The following is an 18251-nucleotide window of genomic DNA, read 5'->3' as shown; positions in this document are numbered from 1 at the left end:
CTCATACAACACAATCCACTGTTGAATCAGATAGAAAATCCCTACTCCATGGGGACTGTCCTATACTGATTCCCCTACCGGATAAAAAAGAAATACAGCGGAGTCCTAACTATGAAAGGTGATCCGAAAGTACTCAGACACCTCAACCTGGTACTGAAAAACGAGCTGACCGCCATCAACCAGTATTTCCTGCATGCGCGGATGTGCAAAAACTGGGGCTTTGAAGAGCTCAACGAACATGAATACAAGGCATCGATCAAAGCCATGAAAGTGGCCGACGACCTGATCGAACGCATTCTGTTCCTGGAGGGCCTGCCAAACCTGCAGGACCTGGGCAAACTGATTCTTGGCGAAGACGTTGAAGAGATCTTCAAAGGCGACCTTCAACTGGACACTGAAGCACGCACCGACCTGGTTGCAGCCATTGCGGATGCGGAAGCCTTGCAGGACTACATAAGCCGCGAGCTGTTGGAAAAGCTACTGGAAGTGAAAGAAGAACGCATCGACTGGCTGGAGACCCAAATCAGCCTGATCGGCAACGTTGGCCTGCCAAATTACCTGCAGTCCTCCATGGACGACTAAAATTCGTTGAGGAGTATACAAATGAAAGGCAACACCAAGATTATCGGCATCCTGAACAAACTGCTCACCAACGAAATGTCAGCGGCAGACCAGTACTTTATTCACTCCCGCATGTACGAAGACTGGGGCCTGAAAAAGCTGCACAAACGTATCTCCCATGAGCAGGAAGAGGAGCTGGAACACGCCTCCGCACTGGTGGAACGCATTCTGTTTCTGGAAGGCACACCGGACGTCGCATCCCGCGACCCACTAAAAGTAGGCAAAGACGTCCCGGAGATGCTGAAGAACGACCTGCAGGTGGAATACGAAGTAGGTCAGGCCCTGAAAGACGCGATTGCAGTCTGCGAGCAGGAAAAAGACTACCAGACCCGCGAAATCCTGGAAGTCCTGTTACGCGATACCGAAGAAGACCACACCTACTGGCTGGAACAGCAGCTGGGCCTGATCGATAAGATCGGCATCCAGAACTACCTGCAGTCTCAGATGGGTTAATCCTCCCCATTCCACTGCACCGCCCCCGCGGTGCAGTCCTTCACTCTAACTTACCTGATATCTCAAAGCTAAAAACTTAACATCCAAGAGGCGGCAAATTTCAGGCACAAAAAAACCAGCTCAAGGCTGGTTTCTTGTCGCTAGCTGGTAGCAAATACTAGCTGATAGCTTATTGGTAGCAGGGGACCAGATTTGATCGGGGGCGCCTAGCTGGGGCCGCCTAGGCTGACGACTCACGCAGCTTCTTCGAAGGCCAACCTCCAGACACAAAAAAACCAGCCTAAAGCTGGTTTCTTAGTGCTAGTTGGTAGCAAATACTAGCTGATGATTTATTGGTAGCGGGGGCCAGATTTGAACTGACGACCTTCGGGTTATGAGCCCGACGAGCTACCAGGCTGCTCCACCCCGCATCAATAAAATTCGTTTATTATTCCAATAAATTGGTAGCGGGGGCCAGATTTGAACTGACGACCTTCGGGTTATGAGCCCGACGAGCTACCAGGCTGCTCCACCCCGCATCAATAAACTACGTTGATAATTCCAAAAATTGGTAGCGGGGGCCAGATTTGAACTGACGACCTTCGGGTTATGAGCCCGACGAGCTACCAGGCTGCTCCACCCCGCATCAACGTGGGGCGTATACTATAGCTCCGTTACAATTTTGACAACCTTTTGTTTTAAAGAAATAAAAATAAATTGCTGCACCGCGCAAATAACGCACAACAAACCCGATCAACAAGCTCCGGGCTGGTATTTCCATACTGATTTGGTAACGTCCGCTATTCTTTAGACAACGTGGGAGGAGATCAAGTGCAGCCAGGATCAGCCCGGTGTTATATCGGCCTGCCACAGTGGAATCATCCTGATTGGGATGACGGCCCGCTGGCTGGTAGCAGCCAGCTTTCTCCTTTAATCCGATACAGCCGTTACTTTTCATCGGTGGAAGGCAACACCACGTTTTATGGGTTACCCAGCAGCGATGCCATCAGCCGTTGGTTAAATGAAGCACACACGCCATTTCAGTTCTGCTTCAAGTTTCCACAAACGATCAGCCACCAGGCACAACTCCGGCACTGCAATAAAGAGCTGACCGAACTCTTCAACTGCATGGATCGGTTTGAAGACCGGCTGGGATTACTCTGCCTGCAACTACCGGAAAGTTTTGGCGTGGACAACCTCGACCTGCTCAGCCGGTTTTTCCAGGATTTGCCCGAGGATTTTAGCTACGCCGTTGAGGTACGGAATATTGGTTTTTTCCAAAAAGATGAACAGGAGCGCAGTTTTAATCGCCTGCTGATGGAGCGTGATATAAACCGCATCACCTTTGACACCCGCCCCCTGTTTAATCATCCACAGAATGATCCCGTGACCCGCGAAGCATTATCCGCAAAACCCAATATGCCTGTGCATGTTCTGGCGACCGGTCAGCGACCGATGGTGCGCTTTATTACTGCACTGGATTGGCAAAGCAGCATGGATTATCTGAACCCCTGGATCAATAAAGCAGTGCAGTGGCTCGACGAAGGTCGTTCACCCTTCTTCTTCCTGCACACTCCCGACAACAAACGCTCGCCTGAGGTCGCACGCCTTTTTGCGTCTAAACTGGAAGAACAGCGACCGGGCCAGGTCTGCTTCAGCGACTGGCCCGACCTTCAGCAACAACAGAGTGCTCTTTTCTGATGCGATTCTTATATGTAATGGACCCGATGTGCAGTTGGTGCTGGGCGTTTGCCCCGGTGATTGATCGACTACACAGCAACTATCCCAACATTCCGTTTGATACGGTGATGGGAGGCCTTGCCCCCGACTCTGATGTGCCGATGCCACAGGAACTGCAACAGATGATCAGTGCCACCTGGCGCCGAATCGAGCAACAGACCGGCACCCGTTTTAACCACGAGTTCTGGCAAAACTGCAAACCACGGCGCAGTACCTACCCGGCATGCCGTGCCGTAATCTCGGCGGAACAGCAGCAAGCGGGAAGCAGCAAAGCGATGATTCGTGCCATTCAGCACGCCTATTATCTGCAGGCCCAAAATCCGTCCGACGCAGACACGCTGATTCAGCTGGCAGACAACATGGGGCTGGACCGGGCAGCCTTTACCGACCAGCTGTATTCGGAAGAGACAGAACAACGGCTGCAACAGCATCTGCGCCTGGCCGCGCAGATTGGCGCCAATGGATTTCCCAGCCTCTACCTGGCAACAGATGAGGACAAACTAACGCCGATCAGCTTGGGATACTCGGACTGGACTCAGGTTCAGAGGACTCTGGAACGCTATATATAGTCGCAGAAACAAGGCGGGAAACTTACGAAGAAAGTAAAGCGGGGATAAGGATCTATCCCCGCGAGAAGTTATCAGGCACGTACGACAGAAACATCCTCAGCCTGTAAACCTTTGTCGCTTTCGCGCACGCTAAACAGTACTTTCTGACCTTCAGACAGAGAGCGATGTCCACGACCTCGAATATTGCGGAAGTGAACAAATACATCGTCTCCATTATCACGGGTGATAAAACCAAACCCCTTGGAAACGTTAAACCATTTAACCGTGCCCATTTCGCGACCATCATCCTTATCAGACAGGTCAGTTTCTTCTGCACCGGACTGCATATTCGCAGATGCAGCTGCTGGACTTTCCCCTATAGATGAAAGCAGAGTACTCGCCAATACAACAACAAACACAACCAACAGAACAGGAACACTCATTGGTACTTCTACACCACCGACGGCGCCCAGTAAAACGGGCAACAGAACGGCAGCTAAAGCACTAATCACAATACCACGGATAAGCTTATTACCACTCATTTAGCTATCTCTTAACTCGTCTTTATTTGTTTTTAATGAAACAATGCTACTAAACAGCATCAACCTCACACATATAATCAATTTAGTTACTTTATTCAACAGCTTAAGTAACAAATACTGAATAAAATTTGACCTAATTAGGTTAAACTCCAAACATTAACCCGTTTTAGAGGTTTTCCGTGTCACACGAAGAACGCATTACAGAGCTGGAAAGCCGTGTCGCTTTTCAGGAAGATGCTTTGGATAAAATGAGCGAAGAAATGGCATATCAGGAGAAGCAAATCGAGATGCTGACCCAGATGGTCAAGATTCTGAACCGCAACCTTGAATCCCTGCGCGGCGATCCGCTAAGCTCAACGGAAGACGAACCACCGCCACCACACTACTGAAGTCGGAGTACGGGAGACGGGTATATGCACTGGACCGCACCGCTGCAGCAACGACTGCTGAAACTGTTCGTAAAGCCGTCCATAGTGGGGGAATCCCCCCTAAATACAGCACCACACACATACTACGTTCTCGAATACAAACGCAGCAGCCAACCCCTGGTGCTGCGTAACCTACTCCCCTCACTCACTGAAGATCAATTGTTGTTTGCCGATTCCGGTGGTGAGCAGCCACTGGGGGAAGACCTATACTCCCTACTCAAGGCACAGCGCAGCAACACCGACATCAAGATCCGCCTGGTGCCGGTGTCCGTGTTCTACGGCCACCTGCCCCATCGTGAAAAAAGCCTGCTGCGCACTCTGTTTGGCGAAAGCTGGGCTAAGGGCAACCCGCTGACCCGCGCTTTGCGTATTCTGCTGAACGGCCGCAACACCCTGATCTCCGTTGATAAACCAGTCCTGCTGAACGAACTGGATGACCTGCCACTGGAGGAAGCGAGTCGTAAACTGACCCGCGTGCTGCGTACCCACTTCCAGATCAGCCGCCGTACGGTGATCGGACCGGACCTCTCCCATCGACGGACGCTGCTGGGTCAGGTGATGCAGCATAAAGAGGTGCAAGCAGCACTGGATCAAAGTAGCGGTAAAAACGGCGGTAATCGCTTTGCAGCGGAACAGCAGAGTCGCCAGATTCTCGATATCATCGCCGCGGACTTCAGCCCCAATATCGCCCGGATTCTGAACAGTATCGTCACCGCTGCCACCCGCCGCTTGTACCCCGGAGGTGTGCACCTTCGCAATGCCGAGCAACTGCACAGCCTGTCGAAAAGCCATCAGCTCATCTATCTACCCTGCCACCGCAGCCACATGGATTACATTATGCTGTCGTGGGCACTTTATCAGCATGGGCTGATGTTGCCGCATGTAGCGGCAGGGGATAACCTCAACCTGCCGGTAATCGGACCGATCCTGAAGCGTGGCGGGGCTATCTTTATGCGTCGCTCATTCCAGGGCGATAAGCTGTATTACAGCCTCTACAAGGCTTACCTCGAAGCGTTGAGCCACCACGGCCACGCCATTGAGTACTTTATTGAGGGAGGCCGCAGTCGCACCGGGCGGCTTTTACATCCCCGTACCGGCCTGCTGCGCATGACCGTCGAGTCCTTCCGAACCACCCCCAATGTACCACTGGCCATTGTGCCGGTATGGATCGGCTATGATCGGCTGATCGAGGGCGCCAGTTATCAGGCCGAGTTGTCCGGTGCAGCCAAGAACCAGGAGAGTCTGGGCAACAGCTTGATGTCACTCGGTATCCTGGGGAAACGCTTTGGCAGTGTGCACCTGAACATAGGCAAACCTCTGCTTCTGGCAGAGCAGGATGATCCGGAAAAATCCGTCTTCGAGCAGGCTCGTTTGCTGGGACGCCAGACGCTGAAAGAGGTAAACCGGGTCGCATCGGCCCTGCCGATCTCCTTGCTGGCCACCTGCCTGCTCAGCCAACCAAGCCGTCGTATGGCCAGTGATCAGCTCCTGACCCGAAGCCAGCAACTGCTGGATGTTCTGCGCCGCTTACCCAAGGTCAACCTAAGCCTGCCAGAAACTGCCCCACACGCCTGGCTGGATGAAGCGGTGCGTCACCAACTGGTCTCCCGCCGGGAAAATGTAATCTGTGTCAGTGAAGAGCAGGCACAAAACCTCACCTTCTACCGTAATATGATCTCTCACCTGGTGGCACTGCCTGGCCTCTATCTCCTGGCAGCAAGGCGTTTGGGCGGATGTCGCTCACAAACGATCAGCCGCCTGATCGGCCAGCTCTATCCCACGCTGGACGCTGAACTCACCCTCCCGTGGCAACCGGAAGAACTGACACTGGTGCTACGTGATATTCGCGACAGCCTGACTGAAACAGGCCTACTTATCCAGTCTGAGCAGCGGGTCTGCGCCACCGAATCGGTTATTTGCCAACTACTGCAACTGAGCACCGAACCTATGTTACTGCGCTACTATCTGGTACTGCGCGTTGTCGATCGCTATCAACAGATCAATCAGAACGATCTGCTTAGCCAAAGCAGCCGCCTGGCCAAGCAGATTCACCACTCTTATGGCTTCCAGTCACGGGAGTACGCGGATAAACGGGTATTTAGCAGCTTTATCGAACAGGCCCTGAGTAACGGGTTGCTGCGGGAAACGAAAGGACGATTAATGCTGGGTGAAGATCCGCAGCCGGTGTTCAAGCTGGCACGCCGTATCCTGCGCCCCCACCTGATTGTGACAGTGGATCAGAAACTGGGCAGCGCTGGTTAAAAACCGCTTCAACGCCCCTGCGCTAAGCCTTAAAACGCTGGCCTTATCAGCCTAACTTTTTAAGGGTATAGATATCGTAACGACTGGATTTGCCTTCCAGCTGATAACTCGGCGCCCGTGAGCCGATCGTTGGCGCCTTGCGCGGGCGCTTGACCACCACCCGATTCTCGGCAATGCCCAGCGCTGCCTCCAGCAGCTCCTCCGCATCCGTATCGTCACCCACCACCGGACGGAAGACACGCATCTCCTTTTTCACCAGCGCAGACTTGTCGTTGTGGGGAAACATCGGATCCACATACACCACCTGATAACGTTCGCCGTTTGCGGCGTGCTCGCGCATCCAGTCAATGCTGTTGGCATGGTTCAGCTGCATACGCTCTACAATCTCTGCAACTTCCGGGTCTTGCTTGGCACGTTCGATCCCGTCTCGCAGCAGCGCATGGATCACCGGTGAGCGCTCAACCAGAGTCATTTCACACCCCAGTGTCGCCAACACAAAAGCATCCTTACCCAGGCCGGCAGTCACATCCAGCACCTGAGGACGAATCCCTCCCTTAATACCCACTGCTTTGGCGATCATCTGCCCTTTGCCACCACCAAACTTGCGGCGGTGGGCCGTGGCCCCGGCCAGAAAGTCCGCGTTGATCGCGCCGGGCGCTTTCTTGCCCGTCGCTTGCAGACCCAACCCATGCACGCCTACCTGCAGTAATACCTCAAACTGCTCGGGATCATCACCCTCGCGCAGCAGCGGACAGTTAATCTCTGCAGCCAGGGCAGTCGCTGCCTCAACAAATGCGGGGCCAAGCGGAAGGACGGCGTAGGGATTCAGGGGAGTATCGCTCATGGAAGTCTCGGGACAGAGTGGGATCAAACGTAGAGATCAACACCCACCAGCTCACCGCTCAGGTTACGCGGCTGAAAGCTGGCGGTTTCGGTGTAGGTTTCCAGCGCATTTCGCACCGAAAGACCTATTCCTTTAAGGTGTTCAAAGGTTTCGCTGCGGCTGCCCTGCTGCAGGTATTCGCCTTGCAGCACAGCAAAGTGATTGGTTTTGCGACTGGCATCGGTACGCTGGCTATCAACCGGTTTCTGCAGGGGCTGCGCACGTGTCACCGCCCGCTGCTTCTGCAACGTTGCGAGTTGTGGCAGTGTATTGTGCGCACCAACCTGCATTTAAACTCTCTTTCAGCTATCCAGCGTTATGACCATGATGGCTTATGCAGCGAAATATACCACCAGCAATGCTACACCTAATGCTAAACGGTAGATCACAAACGGCATCATGCCAATGCGATCCAACCATTTCAGGAAGAGATGGATACAGCTGAACGCACTGACGGCGGCGATCATTGCGCCACCGATCACCATCGCCCACTGAGCATCGGTGCCGGTTTCCACCAGCTCCTTACCTTTCAGCAGACCGGCACCCAGAATCACCGGAATAGATAGCAGAAACGAAAAGCGAGCCGCGGCCTGACGTTCCAGACCCAACATCAGTGCTGCAGTAATGGTAATGCCGCTACGCGATGTACCCGGAATCAAGGCTACAGCCTGGGCCACACCGATGATCATCGCATCTTTAAAGGTGATCTTATCCAGCGAGCGTACCTCGGTACGGTTCTTATCCGCCCACCACAGCAGTGCGCCGAAGATCAGAGTGGTACCCGCAATCACCAGAATCGAACGACCATATACGTCGATGATATCGTTAATCGCCAGGCCAAAGACCACAGCGGGAATCGTGGCAAAGGCCACATACCAGGCCAGCCAGCCTTCCGTGGTTTGACGCCCCCGCAGGGAGTTCAGCCACGCACCAATCATGGCAGCAATATCCTTGCGGAAGTAGAGCATCACCGCACTCAGGGTGCCGACGTGTACGCCGACGTCAAACGCCAACCCCTGGTCTTCCCACCCCAACAACTGCGACGGCAGAATCAGGTGGGCGGAGCTTGAGATCGGGAGAAACTCGGTCAACCCCTGAATCAGGGCGAGAATGGTAACTTGTAGCCAATCCATAACTTATTGCTGGTCCTTCTTTTTCCATGCAACTTCATCACGCAAATAAACCGGCAACGCCTCTTCCGGCGCCACCGCTTTCCCTGCGTTCCAATCTTCCAATGCCAATGTAACAATCTCTGCGGCCGCCGGATAAATCATCGTTTCCAGCGGGTTTACCGCCTGCTGTACCTCTGCAGACATCGCCTCCAGATACACCCAACCGCTGCCACCCACGGTCCAGCTATCTGCCGCATCCGGCAGTTTCAGCTGCTGCGGTGCACACACGGTTTCCGGCATCAATTCAACGGGCAGGCCATTCTTAATCTGGTACGCACAGCAATAGATTTCGTCCATCCGCGCATCCAGTGCAGTGACAATAAACTCTGCGCCCGTATCACGGTGAATCTTCAGCGCCATCGCCGCCAAGGTGGAGGTTGGCAGCATCGGCAGTTCAGCCGCGAACGCCAGACCCTGAGCCGCACCGGTGGCGATACGGATGCCAGCAAACGAGCCCGGTCCGCGCCCTACGGCGATGGCGTCCAGATCCGCTACAGTCAGGTCATGTTCGCGCAACATATCCTGCACCATCGGCAACAACTGCTTGGTGTGCTGACGAGGAATAATGCGGAAATCCTGCGTTACGTTTCCGTTGATATCCAACGCCACGGAGCAGGCATCAGTGGAGGTATCCAGCGCTAAAATCTTGGGCATGACTCAAACCTGTTATCAGATAAGGGGCGAATTCTACTCTGTGCGCGACCTGATTTCACCTGATCAGATCATCGCCCCAGCGTGGCATCAGATCCTGCTCGATACCCAGCTGATTGAGGATACGTGCCACCACGAAGTCGATCATATCCTCAATACAAGTTGGCTTATTGTAAAAGCCCGGACTGGCGGGAATCACTACCGCCCCCATGCGGGTCAGCTTGAGCATGTGCTCCAAGTGGATTTCAGAATACGGCGCCTCCCGGGGTACCAGAATCAGCTGGCGTCGCTCTTTCAGGGCCACATCCGCCGCCCGCTCTATCAGGTTATTACTGGCACCACAGGCGATCGCGGACAATGTACCTGTGCTACACGGGCACACCACCATCGCCGACGGTGCGCCGGAGCCGGATGCCACCGGCGACATCCACTGCTCGCGCCCAAAGACACGGACCTGTCCCTCTTTGGCGTTGCAGTGGGCGGTCAGAAACCGCTCCTGCTCGGCGGTACCGCCCGGCAGATTCAGATCGGTTTCCGTCGCAATCACCACTTGAGCAGCACGGGAGATCAATACCATCACCTGAATATCTGCGGCCACCAGACACTCCAGCAGGCGCAAACCGTACTGGGCACCGGAGGCCCCTGTAATGGCTAGCGTTACACGATCCAACCTCATGCCTGTTTCTCCTGCAGAGCATTCACCAGTCGACTGTGAATACCTTCAAAGCCACCGTTGCTCATCACCACCACATGGGTACCCGGTTCAGCCAGCGCCACCACCTGGTCGATGATGTTCTGGGTGTCACTGCATACCTTTGCCGGTACCGGGCTGTCAGATACAGCGTCCTGCAGCGACCAATCCAGATGGGACGGCTGATACCAGAACACCTGATCAGCCATCACGGTGGAAGCAGCCAGCGTATCCTGATGCACGCCCTGCTGCATGGTGTTAGAGCGTGGTTCGATCACCGCAATGATCGGCGCGTCCCCCACATTGGCACGAAGGCCTGCCAGGGTGGTTTCAATCGCGGTTGGATGGTGGGCAAAATCGTCATACACACGGATGTTATCCACATCGCCCACCAGCTCCATGCGACGTTTAACGCCACCGAATTCGTTCAGGGCTTCAATGGCATGTTCCGGCTGGACGCCCACGTTACGTGCAGCAGCGATGGCAACCAGACCGTTGTTCACACTGTGCAAGCCAGTCATCGACCACTCCACAATGCCTTTCATCTCACCGTCAAAACGCACTTCGAAGTGGGAACCGTCTTCTTTCAGCAGATTGGCCTGAAAATCCGCTTCCCCTCCGTCCACGCTGGTCTGTACAACGTCGGTCCAACACCCTTGTTCCAGTACCTCATCCAGTGCTGGTTGCCCCTTTGGCAGAATGATCTGACCATTACCCGGCACAATGCGCACCAGGTGGTGGAACTGGGTCTGGATCGCCGCCAGATTCGGGAAGATATCCGCGTGGTCGTATTCCAGGTTATTCAGGATCAGGGTACGCGGGCAGTAGTGAACAAATTTGGAGCGTTTGTCGAAGAAGGCGGTGTCGTATTCGTCCGCCTCGATCACAAAAAACGGCGAGTCACCGACACGCGCCGATACCGGAAAGTTCTGCGGCACACCACCTATCAGGAAACCCGGCTTCATACCGGCGTGCTCCAGAATCCAGGCCAGCATGGTGGCTGTGGTGGTTTTACCGTGGGTACCGGACACCGCCAACACCCAGCAATCACGCAGCAATGCATCGTGCAGCCAGGCCGGCCCCGAGGTATATTTCAGCCCTTTATCCAGTACATACTCCACTGCCGGGTTGCCGCGGCTCATGGCGTTACCGACCACCACCAGATCCGGCTCAGGTTGCAGATGGGCAGGATCGTACCCCTCCATCAGCTCGATCCCCTGCGCTTGCAGCTGGGTGCTCATAGGTGGATATACGTTGGCATCAGATCCGGTCACCTTATGACCCAGCTCTTTCGCCAACAACGCCAGCGACCCCATAAAGGTGCCGCAAATTCCAAGAATGTGGATATGCACTTAGCAAACTCCCTGATCAATCAATACGTTCCATAATAACAGTTTTTTACCGCTTTCCCGGCGGTCACGTTGCCGCTACGAAGGAATTCGTAAAAAAGCCCACTAATTGACCTGCAGGCCATGCAATCCGTGGCCATATCACGTAAAATCGCCACCCAATTACCAACCTGCAATTTACCAACCTGCCACAAGCGGAGAGATACAGATCTGATGCAGACTCTGAGCCAGTTTCTGACCCACCAAAAAACGGACACCAACCTGGTTGACCTGATTGACACCCTGATGATCGCCTGTAAAGAGATCGCCATTCAGCTGCGTGAAGGCGCACTGGCGGGTGTACTGGGCACCACAGACAATACCAACGTTCAGGGTGAGACACAGAAAAAGCTGGATGTTATCGCCAACGACGTACTGAAAAAGGTCATGCTGGATAACCCGCTGGTTGCCGGTATCGCATCTGAAGAGGAAGACGACCCGGTTGCAGGTCACGCGGACGGTCGCTACCTGATCATCTTCGACCCACTGGACGGTTCCTCCAACATCGACGTAAACGTCTCCGTGGGTACCATTTTCTCCATTCTGGAACTGCCTAAAGGCCTGACCGGTGCTGACGAAAAAGCGTACCTGCAGAAGGGACGCGCACAGGTAGCATCCGGTTACGTACTGTACGGCCCATCCGCAGTACTGACCCTGACCACCGGTTCCGGCGTAAACATGTTCACTCTGGCACACACCGGTGACTTCCTGCTGACTGAGCAGAACGTAACGATCCCGGCGGACACCAAAGAGTTTGCCATCAACATGTCCAACCAGCGTTTCTGGGAACCACAGATGCAGAGCTACATCGGTGACCTGTTGCAGGGCGCAGAAGGCCCACGTGGCAAGAACTTCAACATGCGTTGGGTTGCATCCATGGTTGCAGAGGTACACCGCGTACTGACCCGCGGCGGTATCTTCACCTACCCGTGGGATCAGCGCAATCCTAACAAGCCGGGTAAACTGCGCCTGATGTACGAAGGCAACCCAATGGGACTGCTGATCGAACAGGCCAGCGGCAAGGCAAGCACCTGCTACGAAAACATTCTGGACATTGAGCCAAGCCACATTCACCAGCGCGTTTCCGTCGCACTGGGTTCTCATAACGAAGTGGCCACTGCGATCGAGTACCACCAGGGTAATGAAGAATCCCAGGCGGCTAAGCTGAACAGCTAAGCGAAAATACTCTTTTCAGCGGATTATCCTCAGCGTTAAGTCGTATTCATCGAGTGTTTACGATCCGGGTATAATCCGCTCATCACTGAATTTATTAATCGTTAACAGGAAGACAAGCATGAGCTTCGCTAAAATCCCTGCAGGCAAAGATCTGCCAAACGACATCTACGTTGTGATCGAAATCCCGGCAGAGAGTTCTCCGGTAAAATACGAGATCGAGAAAGAGGAAGACGCGATCTTCGTTGACCGTTTCATGGCTGCTCCTATGTTCTACCCAGCTAACTACGGTTACATCAACAACACCCTGGCGGACGACGGCGACGCACTGGACGTACTGGTTCTGACGCCATACCCGGTAATCCCAGGTTCCGTAATCCGTTGCCGTCCTGTAGGCGTTCTGAACATGACCGACGAAGCAGGCGAAGACGCTAAGCTGGTTGCTGTTCCTCACGACAAGCTGACTAAAGCGTACAAAGATGTAAACGACATCGAAGACGTACCTCAGCTGATGCGTGACCGCATCAAGCACTTCTTCGAGAACTACAAAGGTCTGGAAGAAGGCAAGTGGGTTAAGGTTGAAGGCTGGGACAACGCTGACGCTGCACGCGCTGCGATTGTTGAAGCTGCCGCTGCATACGAAGCCGCTAAATAATACGTAAGCAGTCTCAGGCTGCTTAACACTTTAGAAAACCCCGCTCAGGGCAACCTGGGCGGGGTTTTATTTTATCTGCCTGAGATCAACAAAAAGCCTGATGCAAGAACAGAACTACGAAAAAAGCATGAGTCACACTAGTAACGGTCATCTTTAACCTCTACCCTAGGGGCTGAATCCCACCCAATCAGGTAGAACCGCCATGGATATTCAACCCGCCAGTCAGTCGGCGTACCAGGCCATCAGCCAGTCTCAACAACGCATGGATCAGGCGGCAACCGAGATCGCACAAGCACCGATCGATACTCCGGTTGAAACTACCGACGCCCAGAAGTCTTCCAACACTTTTGCACCGGTGGCCAATAAACCGATCGAGTCATCACTGGTAGAGCTGCAGCTGGCAAAAACAGAAGCGGAAGCAGGCACCAAGGTTTTGCAGGCCGACAGCGAACGTATCGGCACACTGATTGATATTGAGGTGTAAGAAGGTTCCCACCTTCCTTTTCTTACAGATGGATCTCTGCCGCAGGCTCGCTGAACAAATAACCCTGCGAATACTCAATTCCCAACTCTTCAACAATCGCCTGCACAGCTTCACTGTGGACAAACTCGGCCACGGTTTCGATTCCCGCGTTCTTGGCAAAATACACAATCGCCCGCGTGATCTCGTAACTCGCTCTGTCTTCGGCGATGTTCTTGATGTACTTGGCGTCAATCTTCACCACATCCACATTCAGCTCGAGGATACGTTCGAAGTTTGAGTATTCGGTGCCAAAGTCATCGATCGCCAGATGATAACCGCGTGCCTTCAGCGCACGCAGCTGCTTAATATGGTTCTTCTTACCGGTGGAGCTGACCCCCTCCAGAATCTCCAGCGTCACCTGTTCCGGCTGCACCGCATATTCAGCCAGCTTGGTTTCCAGGTATTGCTCCAAGTAGTGCTGGTTGAGGTCCTCTTCAGTGACGTTGATCGACAGCTCAATGGCTGTACCGGCAATCTGAGAAAAACCTCGGTCGATCACACGACGGGTGATCAGCGGTAGTAATCCCGATAGACGCGCCGCGTCCAGGAAATGGAATGGACTATGCACCGTGCCGCCCTCAAGCAGGCGCACCAATGCTTCGTATTTAACGATCTCGCCGGTGTGGTTATCACGAATCCCCTGGAAATACGGTTCGATGCCGCCGTTCGCCAGCGCATCGTGCAACATACCGTTCCAATAAATATGCTCGGCCCGTTTTGCCTGATCCGGCTCGTCGCTGTCCGCAGCATAGAGGTGGAACTGGTTCTTACCCAACTCACGCGCTTTGCGTAGCGCCTGCACCGCTTTGCTCGCCAGGCCTTCGCGACCAACGGCACCTCCTGCGGTAAAGGTAATGTTGAATCCCAAGTCTTCCACGTCAATTTGACGGGAGAAGAACTGCTTCTGTACGCGGGCATTGACCGCCACCAGATCAACTTCCCGATCGAAGTACAACGCAAACTCGTCGGCGTTGATTCTGAATATCTGGGCGTGGGGTTCGATCTCCAGCAAACGCCTAGCAATGGCACACAGCAACTTGTCGCCAAAGGCCAGGCTATAGCCCGTATTGATGTAGCTGAAGTTATCCACATTCAGCAGCAACAGCGAGCGGCTATGAACTCCCTCATCCAGCAGCATGGTCAGCTTGGACTTGTTGGGCAAACCGGTGAGCTGGTCATGCTCCAACGCGTGTACCAGTTTCTCCTTACCCGCTTTCAGCTCGGTCAGGTCAGTAAACACCGCCACATGGTTACGGACACGCCCCATCGGGTCACGAATGACACTCAAGCTCATCCACTGACACAGTTCGGAGCCGTCTTTGCGCTGGTTGATTATTTCACCGTGCCAATTGTCATGCAGCAGCAATTCGGCCCACATCCGCTCATAGAAAGCTGCATCTTGCAAACCAGAGGAGAGTAATTTGGGGTCGCGACCACGCACTTCATGGTTGCGGTAACCGGTGATGCGTTCAAACGCTGCGTTGGTTTCTACAATGCGATTGTGCTCATCAGTCACCAATACACCTTCCGAGGATTGGGTCAGCACTGTACCCATCAGTTCGATCCGTTTGCGGCTGGCCTCCAGATCTTCAACCTGTCCCTGGCGCGCCAGTACGATACTGATAATGTGGGCACCAACTTCCAGCAAGCGTTTATGAAAAGCAGATGGGAAACGATGCTCAAAGGAGGACAGCGCAAAAGAACCGATCGCTTCCAGCTTTTCGTTGCGCACCGGCGTCGACCAGCAGGAACACAGATTGAAGTCGTAGGCGATCTGCCTCAGATCCGCCCAACGGGGATCGGCGAAGGTGTCCTGAACATACACAGGCTGATTGGAAAAAACCGCGTTACCGCAGGAACCACCCGACTTACCGGGCTTGAGGCCACGCAGCGCTTCGATTCCCTGCTGCGGCACACTCGGTGCGGAAAGCACACTCATCAATCCAGTTTGCGGATCGAGCAACATGACCGACGCCACCGCATTGGGTAGAAAACCTTCTGCCAAGGCGCAGATCTGCGCAATGATCGACAGATGATCATCGTTACGCGCCACACTGGCAAACAGTTCCTGCTGCAGCTTGAGGATCTGGTCCAGCTCCTCCACTGTCATCGGGACTTCGGTTTGCGCTACTGCACACTTGGATTCAGCGCTAAGTTCATCGACGGAACCTGCCATACACCTTCCAATCAATAGATCTCAAATCAGACGTCCAGCAATACTACCGTCAGTACCCCTTAAATAGAACCGGACTGGTCATTTTTAACACAAATGGATCACACCGGATTACATGATTACCCTTATTCATTAGTACCCAGTGAAACGCTTTTGGTACACTGCCGGTTCCGGACATAGGAGGAAATGTTGGATGAGATTTGAAGGTACCGACCAGTACGTAGCCACCGAAGACCTGCAGATGGCTGTTAACGCCGCCATTACGCTGCAGCGCCCACTGCTGATCAAAGGCGAGCCGGGCACCGGTAAAACCATGCTGGCGGAAGAAGTTGCCGCCTCCCTAGGCAAAAAGCTGCTGCGCTGGCACATCAAATCCACCACCAAAGCCCAGCAGGGTCTGTACGAATACGATGCGGTAAGCCGCCTGCGCGACTCCCAGCTGGGTGACGACCGGGTGCACGACATCGCCAACTACATCAAAAAAGGGATGTTGTGGCAGGCATTCGACGCCGACGAGCAGGTGGTACTGCTGATCGACGAAGTGGATAAAGCTGACATCGAGTTCCCGAACGACCTGCTGGTCGAGCTGGATAAGATGGAGTTCTTTGTTTACGAAACCGGCGAACGCGTACAAGCCAAGCACCGCCCGATCATTATCATCACCTCCAACAACGAGAAGGAGCTGCCGGACGCCTTCCTGCGCCGCTGCTTCTTCCACTACATCAATTTCCCCGACCAGGCGACCATGCATCAGATCGTGGATGTGCACTTCCCCGAGATCAAGCAGGAGCTGGTGCGCGAAGCGCTGGAGATCTTCTTCCAGGTACGCAACGTGAACGGCCTGCGCAAGAAACCATCCACCTCCGAACTGATCGACTGGCTGAAACTGCTGCTGTCCGACGACATCTCCCGCGACGCCCTGATCAACCGCGATCCAAGCCAGGCGATGCCGCCGCTGTACGGTGCCCTGTTGAAGAACGAACAGGATCTTCACATGTTGCAGCGCCTGGCCTTTATGGCCCGTCGGGATAACCGCTGATGCTGATCGACCTCTTCTACCACCTGCGTAAGAGTGGTGTTCCGGTCACCATCAAGGAGCTGCTGATCCTGCTGGAAGCCCTGCAAGCGCGACTGGCTTTCTGCAGTGCAGACGAATTCTACCTGCTCGCGCGGACCTGCCTGATCAAGGACGAGAAGTACTTCGACCGCTTCGATCAGGCCTTCGGTGCCTACTTCAAGGATCTGGAACTGGTCGAAGACTTTACCGACGCACTGATCCCGGAGCACTGGCTGGAAGCCAATTTCCTGCGCCAGCTCTCCGACGAAGAGAAGGCCGAGATTGAGGCCATGGGGGGACTCGAAGCCCTGCTCGATACCCTTAAAGAGCGGCTGAACGAGCAGAAGGAACGCCACTCCGGCGGGAATAAGTGGATCGGCACCGGTGGCACTTCACCGTTCGGGCACAGTGGTTACAACCCGGAGGGGATTCGGGTCGGCGGCGAGAGCAAAAACAAACGTGCGGTAAAAGTGTGGGAGAAACGCCAGTTCCGCAATCTGGATGACAGCGTCGAGCTGGGCACCCGCAACATCAAGGTAGCCCTGCGCAAGCTGCGCCAGTTTGCCCGCAGCGGTGCCGCCGATGAGCTGGATCTGGACGACACAATCCAGTCCACCGCCAACAACGCTGGCCTCTTGGACATCAAGATGGTGCCCGAGCGTCACAACGCCGCCAAGGTACTGCTCTTTCTGGATGTGGGTGGTTCCATGGATCCCTATATCCGTATGTGTGAGGAATTGTTCTCCGCCGCCCGCACCGAGTTCAAGCACCTGGAATACTTCTACTTCCACAACTGTGTTTACGAGCACGTCTGGAAGGACAACAGCCGCCGTTTTGCCGAGAAGATCCCCACCCTCGACGTATTACACACCTACGGCCCCGACTACCGGGTGATTTTTATCGGCGATGCGTCCATGTCTCCCTACGAGATCGTCGACCGTTTCGGCAGTGTGGAGCACATGAATGATGAGCCGGGCCAAGTCTGGCTGCAACGCATCAAGGCGACCTGGGACAAGGTTATCTGGCTCAATCCGAGTCAGCAGCGCTACTGGAACTACACCCACAGCATCAGCATGATCCAGCAGATCATGGAGGACCGGATGTATCCACTGACACTCGACGGCATCGAACAGGGCATCAAGTACCTGTCCAGGTAGGCCTGCGCTACTTTCCATACATTCGCCGCATCACTCTGTTGCAGTTATGCGGCTCCTCTCCCTCTGCACCTCAACCCGGTCTACGCTGTAAACTAGGAGCCTGTTGGGTTTCATGCTCGGTCAACCCCAGCAGGCTCCTGACCCTAACTTTCCCG

19 protein-coding genes and 3 tRNA genes are annotated in these 18251 nt (G+C 54.3%); 11 read left to right on the top strand and 11 right to left on the bottom strand.

Annotated elements, in window-relative coordinates; genetic code table 11:
- Positions 1 to 111 precede the first annotated feature (111 nt).
- Together bfr (QKW35_RS02240) and bfr (QKW35_RS02235) are read left to right on the top strand one after the other, a co-directional pair.
- Positions 112 to 582 (top strand): bacterioferritin, encoded by a 471-nt coding sequence (gene bfr, locus QKW35_RS02240; protein WP_282350493.1) that lies wholly within the window; start codon positions 112 to 114, stop codon positions 580 to 582.
- A 21-nt stretch (positions 583 to 603) separates the two neighbouring features.
- Complete coding sequence (bfr, locus tag QKW35_RS02235) at positions 604 to 1074, top strand: bacterioferritin (RefSeq protein ID WP_282350492.1); 471 nt, start codon at positions 604 to 606, stop codon at positions 1072 to 1074.
- 333 nt (positions 1075 to 1407) lie between these two features.
- Here bfr (QKW35_RS02235) and QKW35_RS02230 read toward each other — a convergent pair.
- The 3 genes from QKW35_RS02230 to QKW35_RS02220 all read right to left on the bottom strand — a co-directional run bounded on the left by QKW35_RS02230 (position 1408) and on the right by QKW35_RS02220 (position 1699).
- Positions 1408 to 1484: transfer RNA gene (locus tag QKW35_RS02230), tRNA-Met, on the bottom strand.
- A gap of 31 nt (positions 1485 to 1515) precedes the next feature.
- Positions 1516 to 1592: transfer RNA gene (locus QKW35_RS02225), tRNA-Met, on the bottom strand.
- Positions 1593 to 1622: 30 nt separating this feature from the next.
- Positions 1623 to 1699: transfer RNA gene (locus QKW35_RS02220), tRNA-Met, on the bottom strand.
- Between the two features lie 185 nt (positions 1700 to 1884).
- Here QKW35_RS02220 and QKW35_RS02215 point away from each other — a divergent pair.
- The gene (locus tag QKW35_RS02215; RefSeq protein WP_282350491.1) at positions 1885 to 2754 is read left to right on the top strand and encodes a DUF72 domain-containing protein; all 870 of its coding nucleotides are present in this window, start codon (positions 1885 to 1887) and stop codon (positions 2752 to 2754) included.
- Positions 2754 to 3362 carry a DsbA family protein gene (locus tag QKW35_RS02210; RefSeq protein ID WP_282350490.1) on the top strand — a complete coding sequence of 203 codons (609 nt, stop codon included), beginning with the start codon at positions 2754 to 2756 and terminating at the stop codon, positions 3360 to 3362. The genes QKW35_RS02215 and QKW35_RS02210 overlap by 1 nt, the downstream gene beginning before the upstream one ends.
- Before the next feature lie 71 nt (positions 3363 to 3433).
- On the opposite strand, the gene QKW35_RS02205 is transcribed toward QKW35_RS02210, so the two are convergent.
- A complete protein-coding gene (locus tag QKW35_RS02205; protein ID WP_282350489.1) occupies positions 3434 to 3883 on the bottom strand; it encodes a cold-shock protein in 450 nt (149 codons plus the stop codon).
- Between the two features lie 179 nt (positions 3884 to 4062).
- On the opposite strand from QKW35_RS02205, the gene QKW35_RS02200 reads away from it, so the two are divergent.
- The gene (locus QKW35_RS02200; protein ID WP_282350488.1) at positions 4063 to 4272 is read left to right on the top strand and encodes a SlyX family protein; all 210 of its coding nucleotides are present in this window, start codon (positions 4063 to 4065) and stop codon (positions 4270 to 4272) included.
- Between the two features lie 24 nt (positions 4273 to 4296).
- On the top strand, positions 4297 to 6573 hold the full coding sequence (locus QKW35_RS02195; protein WP_282350487.1) for a 1-acyl-sn-glycerol-3-phosphate acyltransferase: 2277 nt from the start codon (positions 4297 to 4299) through the stop codon (positions 6571 to 6573).
- Between the two features lie 46 nt (positions 6574 to 6619).
- On the opposite strand, the gene QKW35_RS02190 is transcribed toward QKW35_RS02195, so the two are convergent.
- The 6 genes from QKW35_RS02190 to mpl are packed head-to-tail and all read right to left on the bottom strand — an operon-like array spanning position 6620 to position 11322.
- Complete coding sequence (locus QKW35_RS02190) at positions 6620 to 7417, bottom strand: class I SAM-dependent methyltransferase (RefSeq protein WP_282350485.1); 798 nt, start codon at positions 7415 to 7417, stop codon at positions 6620 to 6622.
- A 23-nt stretch (positions 7418 to 7440) separates the two neighbouring features.
- Positions 7441 to 7746: a hypothetical protein gene (locus QKW35_RS02185; RefSeq protein WP_282350484.1), complete on the bottom strand. Its 306-nt coding sequence runs from the start codon at positions 7744 to 7746 to the stop codon at positions 7441 to 7443.
- 42 nt (positions 7747 to 7788) lie between these two features.
- Positions 7789 to 8589, bottom strand: coding sequence for an undecaprenyl-diphosphate phosphatase (locus tag QKW35_RS02180; protein ID WP_282350483.1), 801 nt, complete (start codon positions 8587 to 8589; stop codon positions 7789 to 7791).
- Between the two features lie 3 nt (positions 8590 to 8592).
- Entirely contained in the window at positions 8593 to 9282 is a 690-nt protein-coding gene (gene tsaB, locus QKW35_RS02175) for a tRNA (adenosine(37)-N6)-threonylcarbamoyltransferase complex dimerization subunit type 1 TsaB (RefSeq protein ID WP_282350482.1), read from the bottom strand.
- A gap of 55 nt (positions 9283 to 9337) precedes the next feature.
- Positions 9338 to 9955, bottom strand: a complete 618-nt coding sequence (locus QKW35_RS02170) for a flavin prenyltransferase UbiX (protein ID WP_282350481.1) — start codon at positions 9953 to 9955, stop codon at positions 9338 to 9340.
- Entirely contained in the window at positions 9952 to 11322 is a 1371-nt protein-coding gene (gene mpl / locus QKW35_RS02165) for a UDP-N-acetylmuramate:L-alanyl-gamma-D-glutamyl-meso-diaminopimelate ligase (protein ID WP_282350480.1), read from the bottom strand. Before mpl ends, QKW35_RS02170 begins: the two co-directional genes overlap by 4 nt.
- A gap of 210 nt (positions 11323 to 11532) precedes the next feature.
- Between mpl and QKW35_RS02160 the strand changes: the two genes are divergently transcribed.
- From QKW35_RS02160 to QKW35_RS02150, 3 genes are all read left to right on the top strand, one after another.
- The gene (locus tag QKW35_RS02160; RefSeq protein ID WP_282350478.1) at positions 11533 to 12534 is read left to right on the top strand and encodes a class 1 fructose-bisphosphatase; all 1002 of its coding nucleotides are present in this window, start codon (positions 11533 to 11535) and stop codon (positions 12532 to 12534) included.
- A gap of 118 nt (positions 12535 to 12652) precedes the next feature.
- Positions 12653 to 13186, top strand: coding sequence for an inorganic diphosphatase (ppa, locus tag QKW35_RS02155; RefSeq protein ID WP_282350477.1), 534 nt, complete (start codon positions 12653 to 12655; stop codon positions 13184 to 13186).
- Between the two features lie 202 nt (positions 13187 to 13388).
- The gene (locus tag QKW35_RS02150; protein WP_282350476.1) at positions 13389 to 13670 is read left to right on the top strand and encodes a hypothetical protein; all 282 of its coding nucleotides are present in this window, start codon (positions 13389 to 13391) and stop codon (positions 13668 to 13670) included.
- 22 nt (positions 13671 to 13692) lie between these two features.
- Here QKW35_RS02150 and QKW35_RS02145 read toward each other — a convergent pair whose 3' ends face one another.
- Positions 13693 to 15885, bottom strand: coding sequence for a sensor domain-containing diguanylate cyclase (locus QKW35_RS02145; protein WP_282350475.1), 2193 nt, complete (start codon positions 15883 to 15885; stop codon positions 13693 to 13695).
- A gap of 190 nt (positions 15886 to 16075) precedes the next feature.
- On the opposite strand from QKW35_RS02145, the gene QKW35_RS02140 reads away from it, so the two are divergent.
- Together QKW35_RS02140 and QKW35_RS02135 are read left to right on the top strand one after the other, a co-directional pair.
- The gene (locus tag QKW35_RS02140; protein ID WP_282350474.1) at positions 16076 to 16921 is read left to right on the top strand and encodes an AAA family ATPase; all 846 of its coding nucleotides are present in this window, start codon (positions 16076 to 16078) and stop codon (positions 16919 to 16921) included.
- Positions 16921 to 18096 (top strand): vWA domain-containing protein, encoded by a 1176-nt coding sequence (locus QKW35_RS02135; RefSeq protein WP_282350473.1) that lies wholly within the window; start codon positions 16921 to 16923, stop codon positions 18094 to 18096. Before QKW35_RS02140 ends, QKW35_RS02135 begins: the two co-directional genes overlap by 1 nt.
- Positions 18097 to 18251: the final 155 nt, after the last annotated feature.

Source organism: Pontibacterium granulatum (assembly GCF_029961155.1).
GTDB classification, from domain to species: domain Bacteria; phylum Pseudomonadota; class Gammaproteobacteria; order Pseudomonadales; family Balneatricaceae; genus Pontibacterium; species Pontibacterium granulatum.
Note: the sequence above shows the minus strand (reverse complement) of the source record. Positions and strands in the feature narration are given on the sequence as shown.

What these genes read in the sequence shown, in the direction of transcription:
- bfr (WP_282350493.1), top strand. Translation starts at nt 112, where the DNA reads ATGAAAGGTGATCCGAAAGTACTCAGACACCTCAACCTGGTACTGAAA.
- bfr (WP_282350492.1), top strand. Translation starts at nt 604, where the DNA reads ATGAAAGGCAACACCAAGATTATCGGCATCCTGAACAAACTGCTCACC.
- QKW35_RS02210 (WP_282350490.1), top strand. Translation starts at nt 2,754, where the DNA reads ATGCGATTCTTATATGTAATGGACCCGATGTGCAGTTGGTGCTGGGCG.
- QKW35_RS02205 (WP_282350489.1), bottom strand. Translation starts at nt 3,883, where the DNA reads ATGAGTGGTAATAAGCTTATCCGTGGTATTGTGATTAGTGCTTTAGCT.
- QKW35_RS02195 (WP_282350487.1), top strand. Translation starts at nt 4,297, where the DNA reads ATGCACTGGACCGCACCGCTGCAGCAACGACTGCTGAAACTGTTCGTA.
- QKW35_RS02190 (WP_282350485.1), bottom strand. Translation starts at nt 7,417, where the DNA reads ATGAGCGATACTCCCCTGAATCCCTACGCCGTCCTTCCGCTTGGCCCC.
- QKW35_RS02185 (WP_282350484.1), bottom strand. Translation starts at nt 7,746, where the DNA reads ATGCAGGTTGGTGCGCACAATACACTGCCACAACTCGCAACGTTGCAG.
- QKW35_RS02180 (WP_282350483.1), bottom strand. Translation starts at nt 8,589, where the DNA reads ATGGATTGGCTACAAGTTACCATTCTCGCCCTGATTCAGGGGTTGACC.
- tsaB (WP_282350482.1), bottom strand. Translation starts at nt 9,282, where the DNA reads ATGCCCAAGATTTTAGCGCTGGATACCTCCACTGATGCCTGCTCCGTG.
- QKW35_RS02170 (WP_282350481.1), bottom strand. Translation starts at nt 9,955, where the DNA reads ATGAGGTTGGATCGTGTAACGCTAGCCATTACAGGGGCCTCCGGTGCC.
- QKW35_RS02160 (WP_282350478.1), top strand. Translation starts at nt 11,533, where the DNA reads ATGCAGACTCTGAGCCAGTTTCTGACCCACCAAAAAACGGACACCAAC.
- ppa (WP_282350477.1), top strand. Translation starts at nt 12,653, where the DNA reads ATGAGCTTCGCTAAAATCCCTGCAGGCAAAGATCTGCCAAACGACATC.
- QKW35_RS02150 (WP_282350476.1), top strand. Translation starts at nt 13,389, where the DNA reads ATGGATATTCAACCCGCCAGTCAGTCGGCGTACCAGGCCATCAGCCAG.
- QKW35_RS02145 (WP_282350475.1), bottom strand. Translation starts at nt 15,885, where the DNA reads ATGGCAGGTTCCGTCGATGAACTTAGCGCTGAATCCAAGTGTGCAGTA.
- QKW35_RS02140 (WP_282350474.1), top strand. Translation starts at nt 16,076, where the DNA reads ATGAGATTTGAAGGTACCGACCAGTACGTAGCCACCGAAGACCTGCAG.
- QKW35_RS02135 (WP_282350473.1), top strand. Translation starts at nt 16,921, where the DNA reads ATGCTGATCGACCTCTTCTACCACCTGCGTAAGAGTGGTGTTCCGGTC.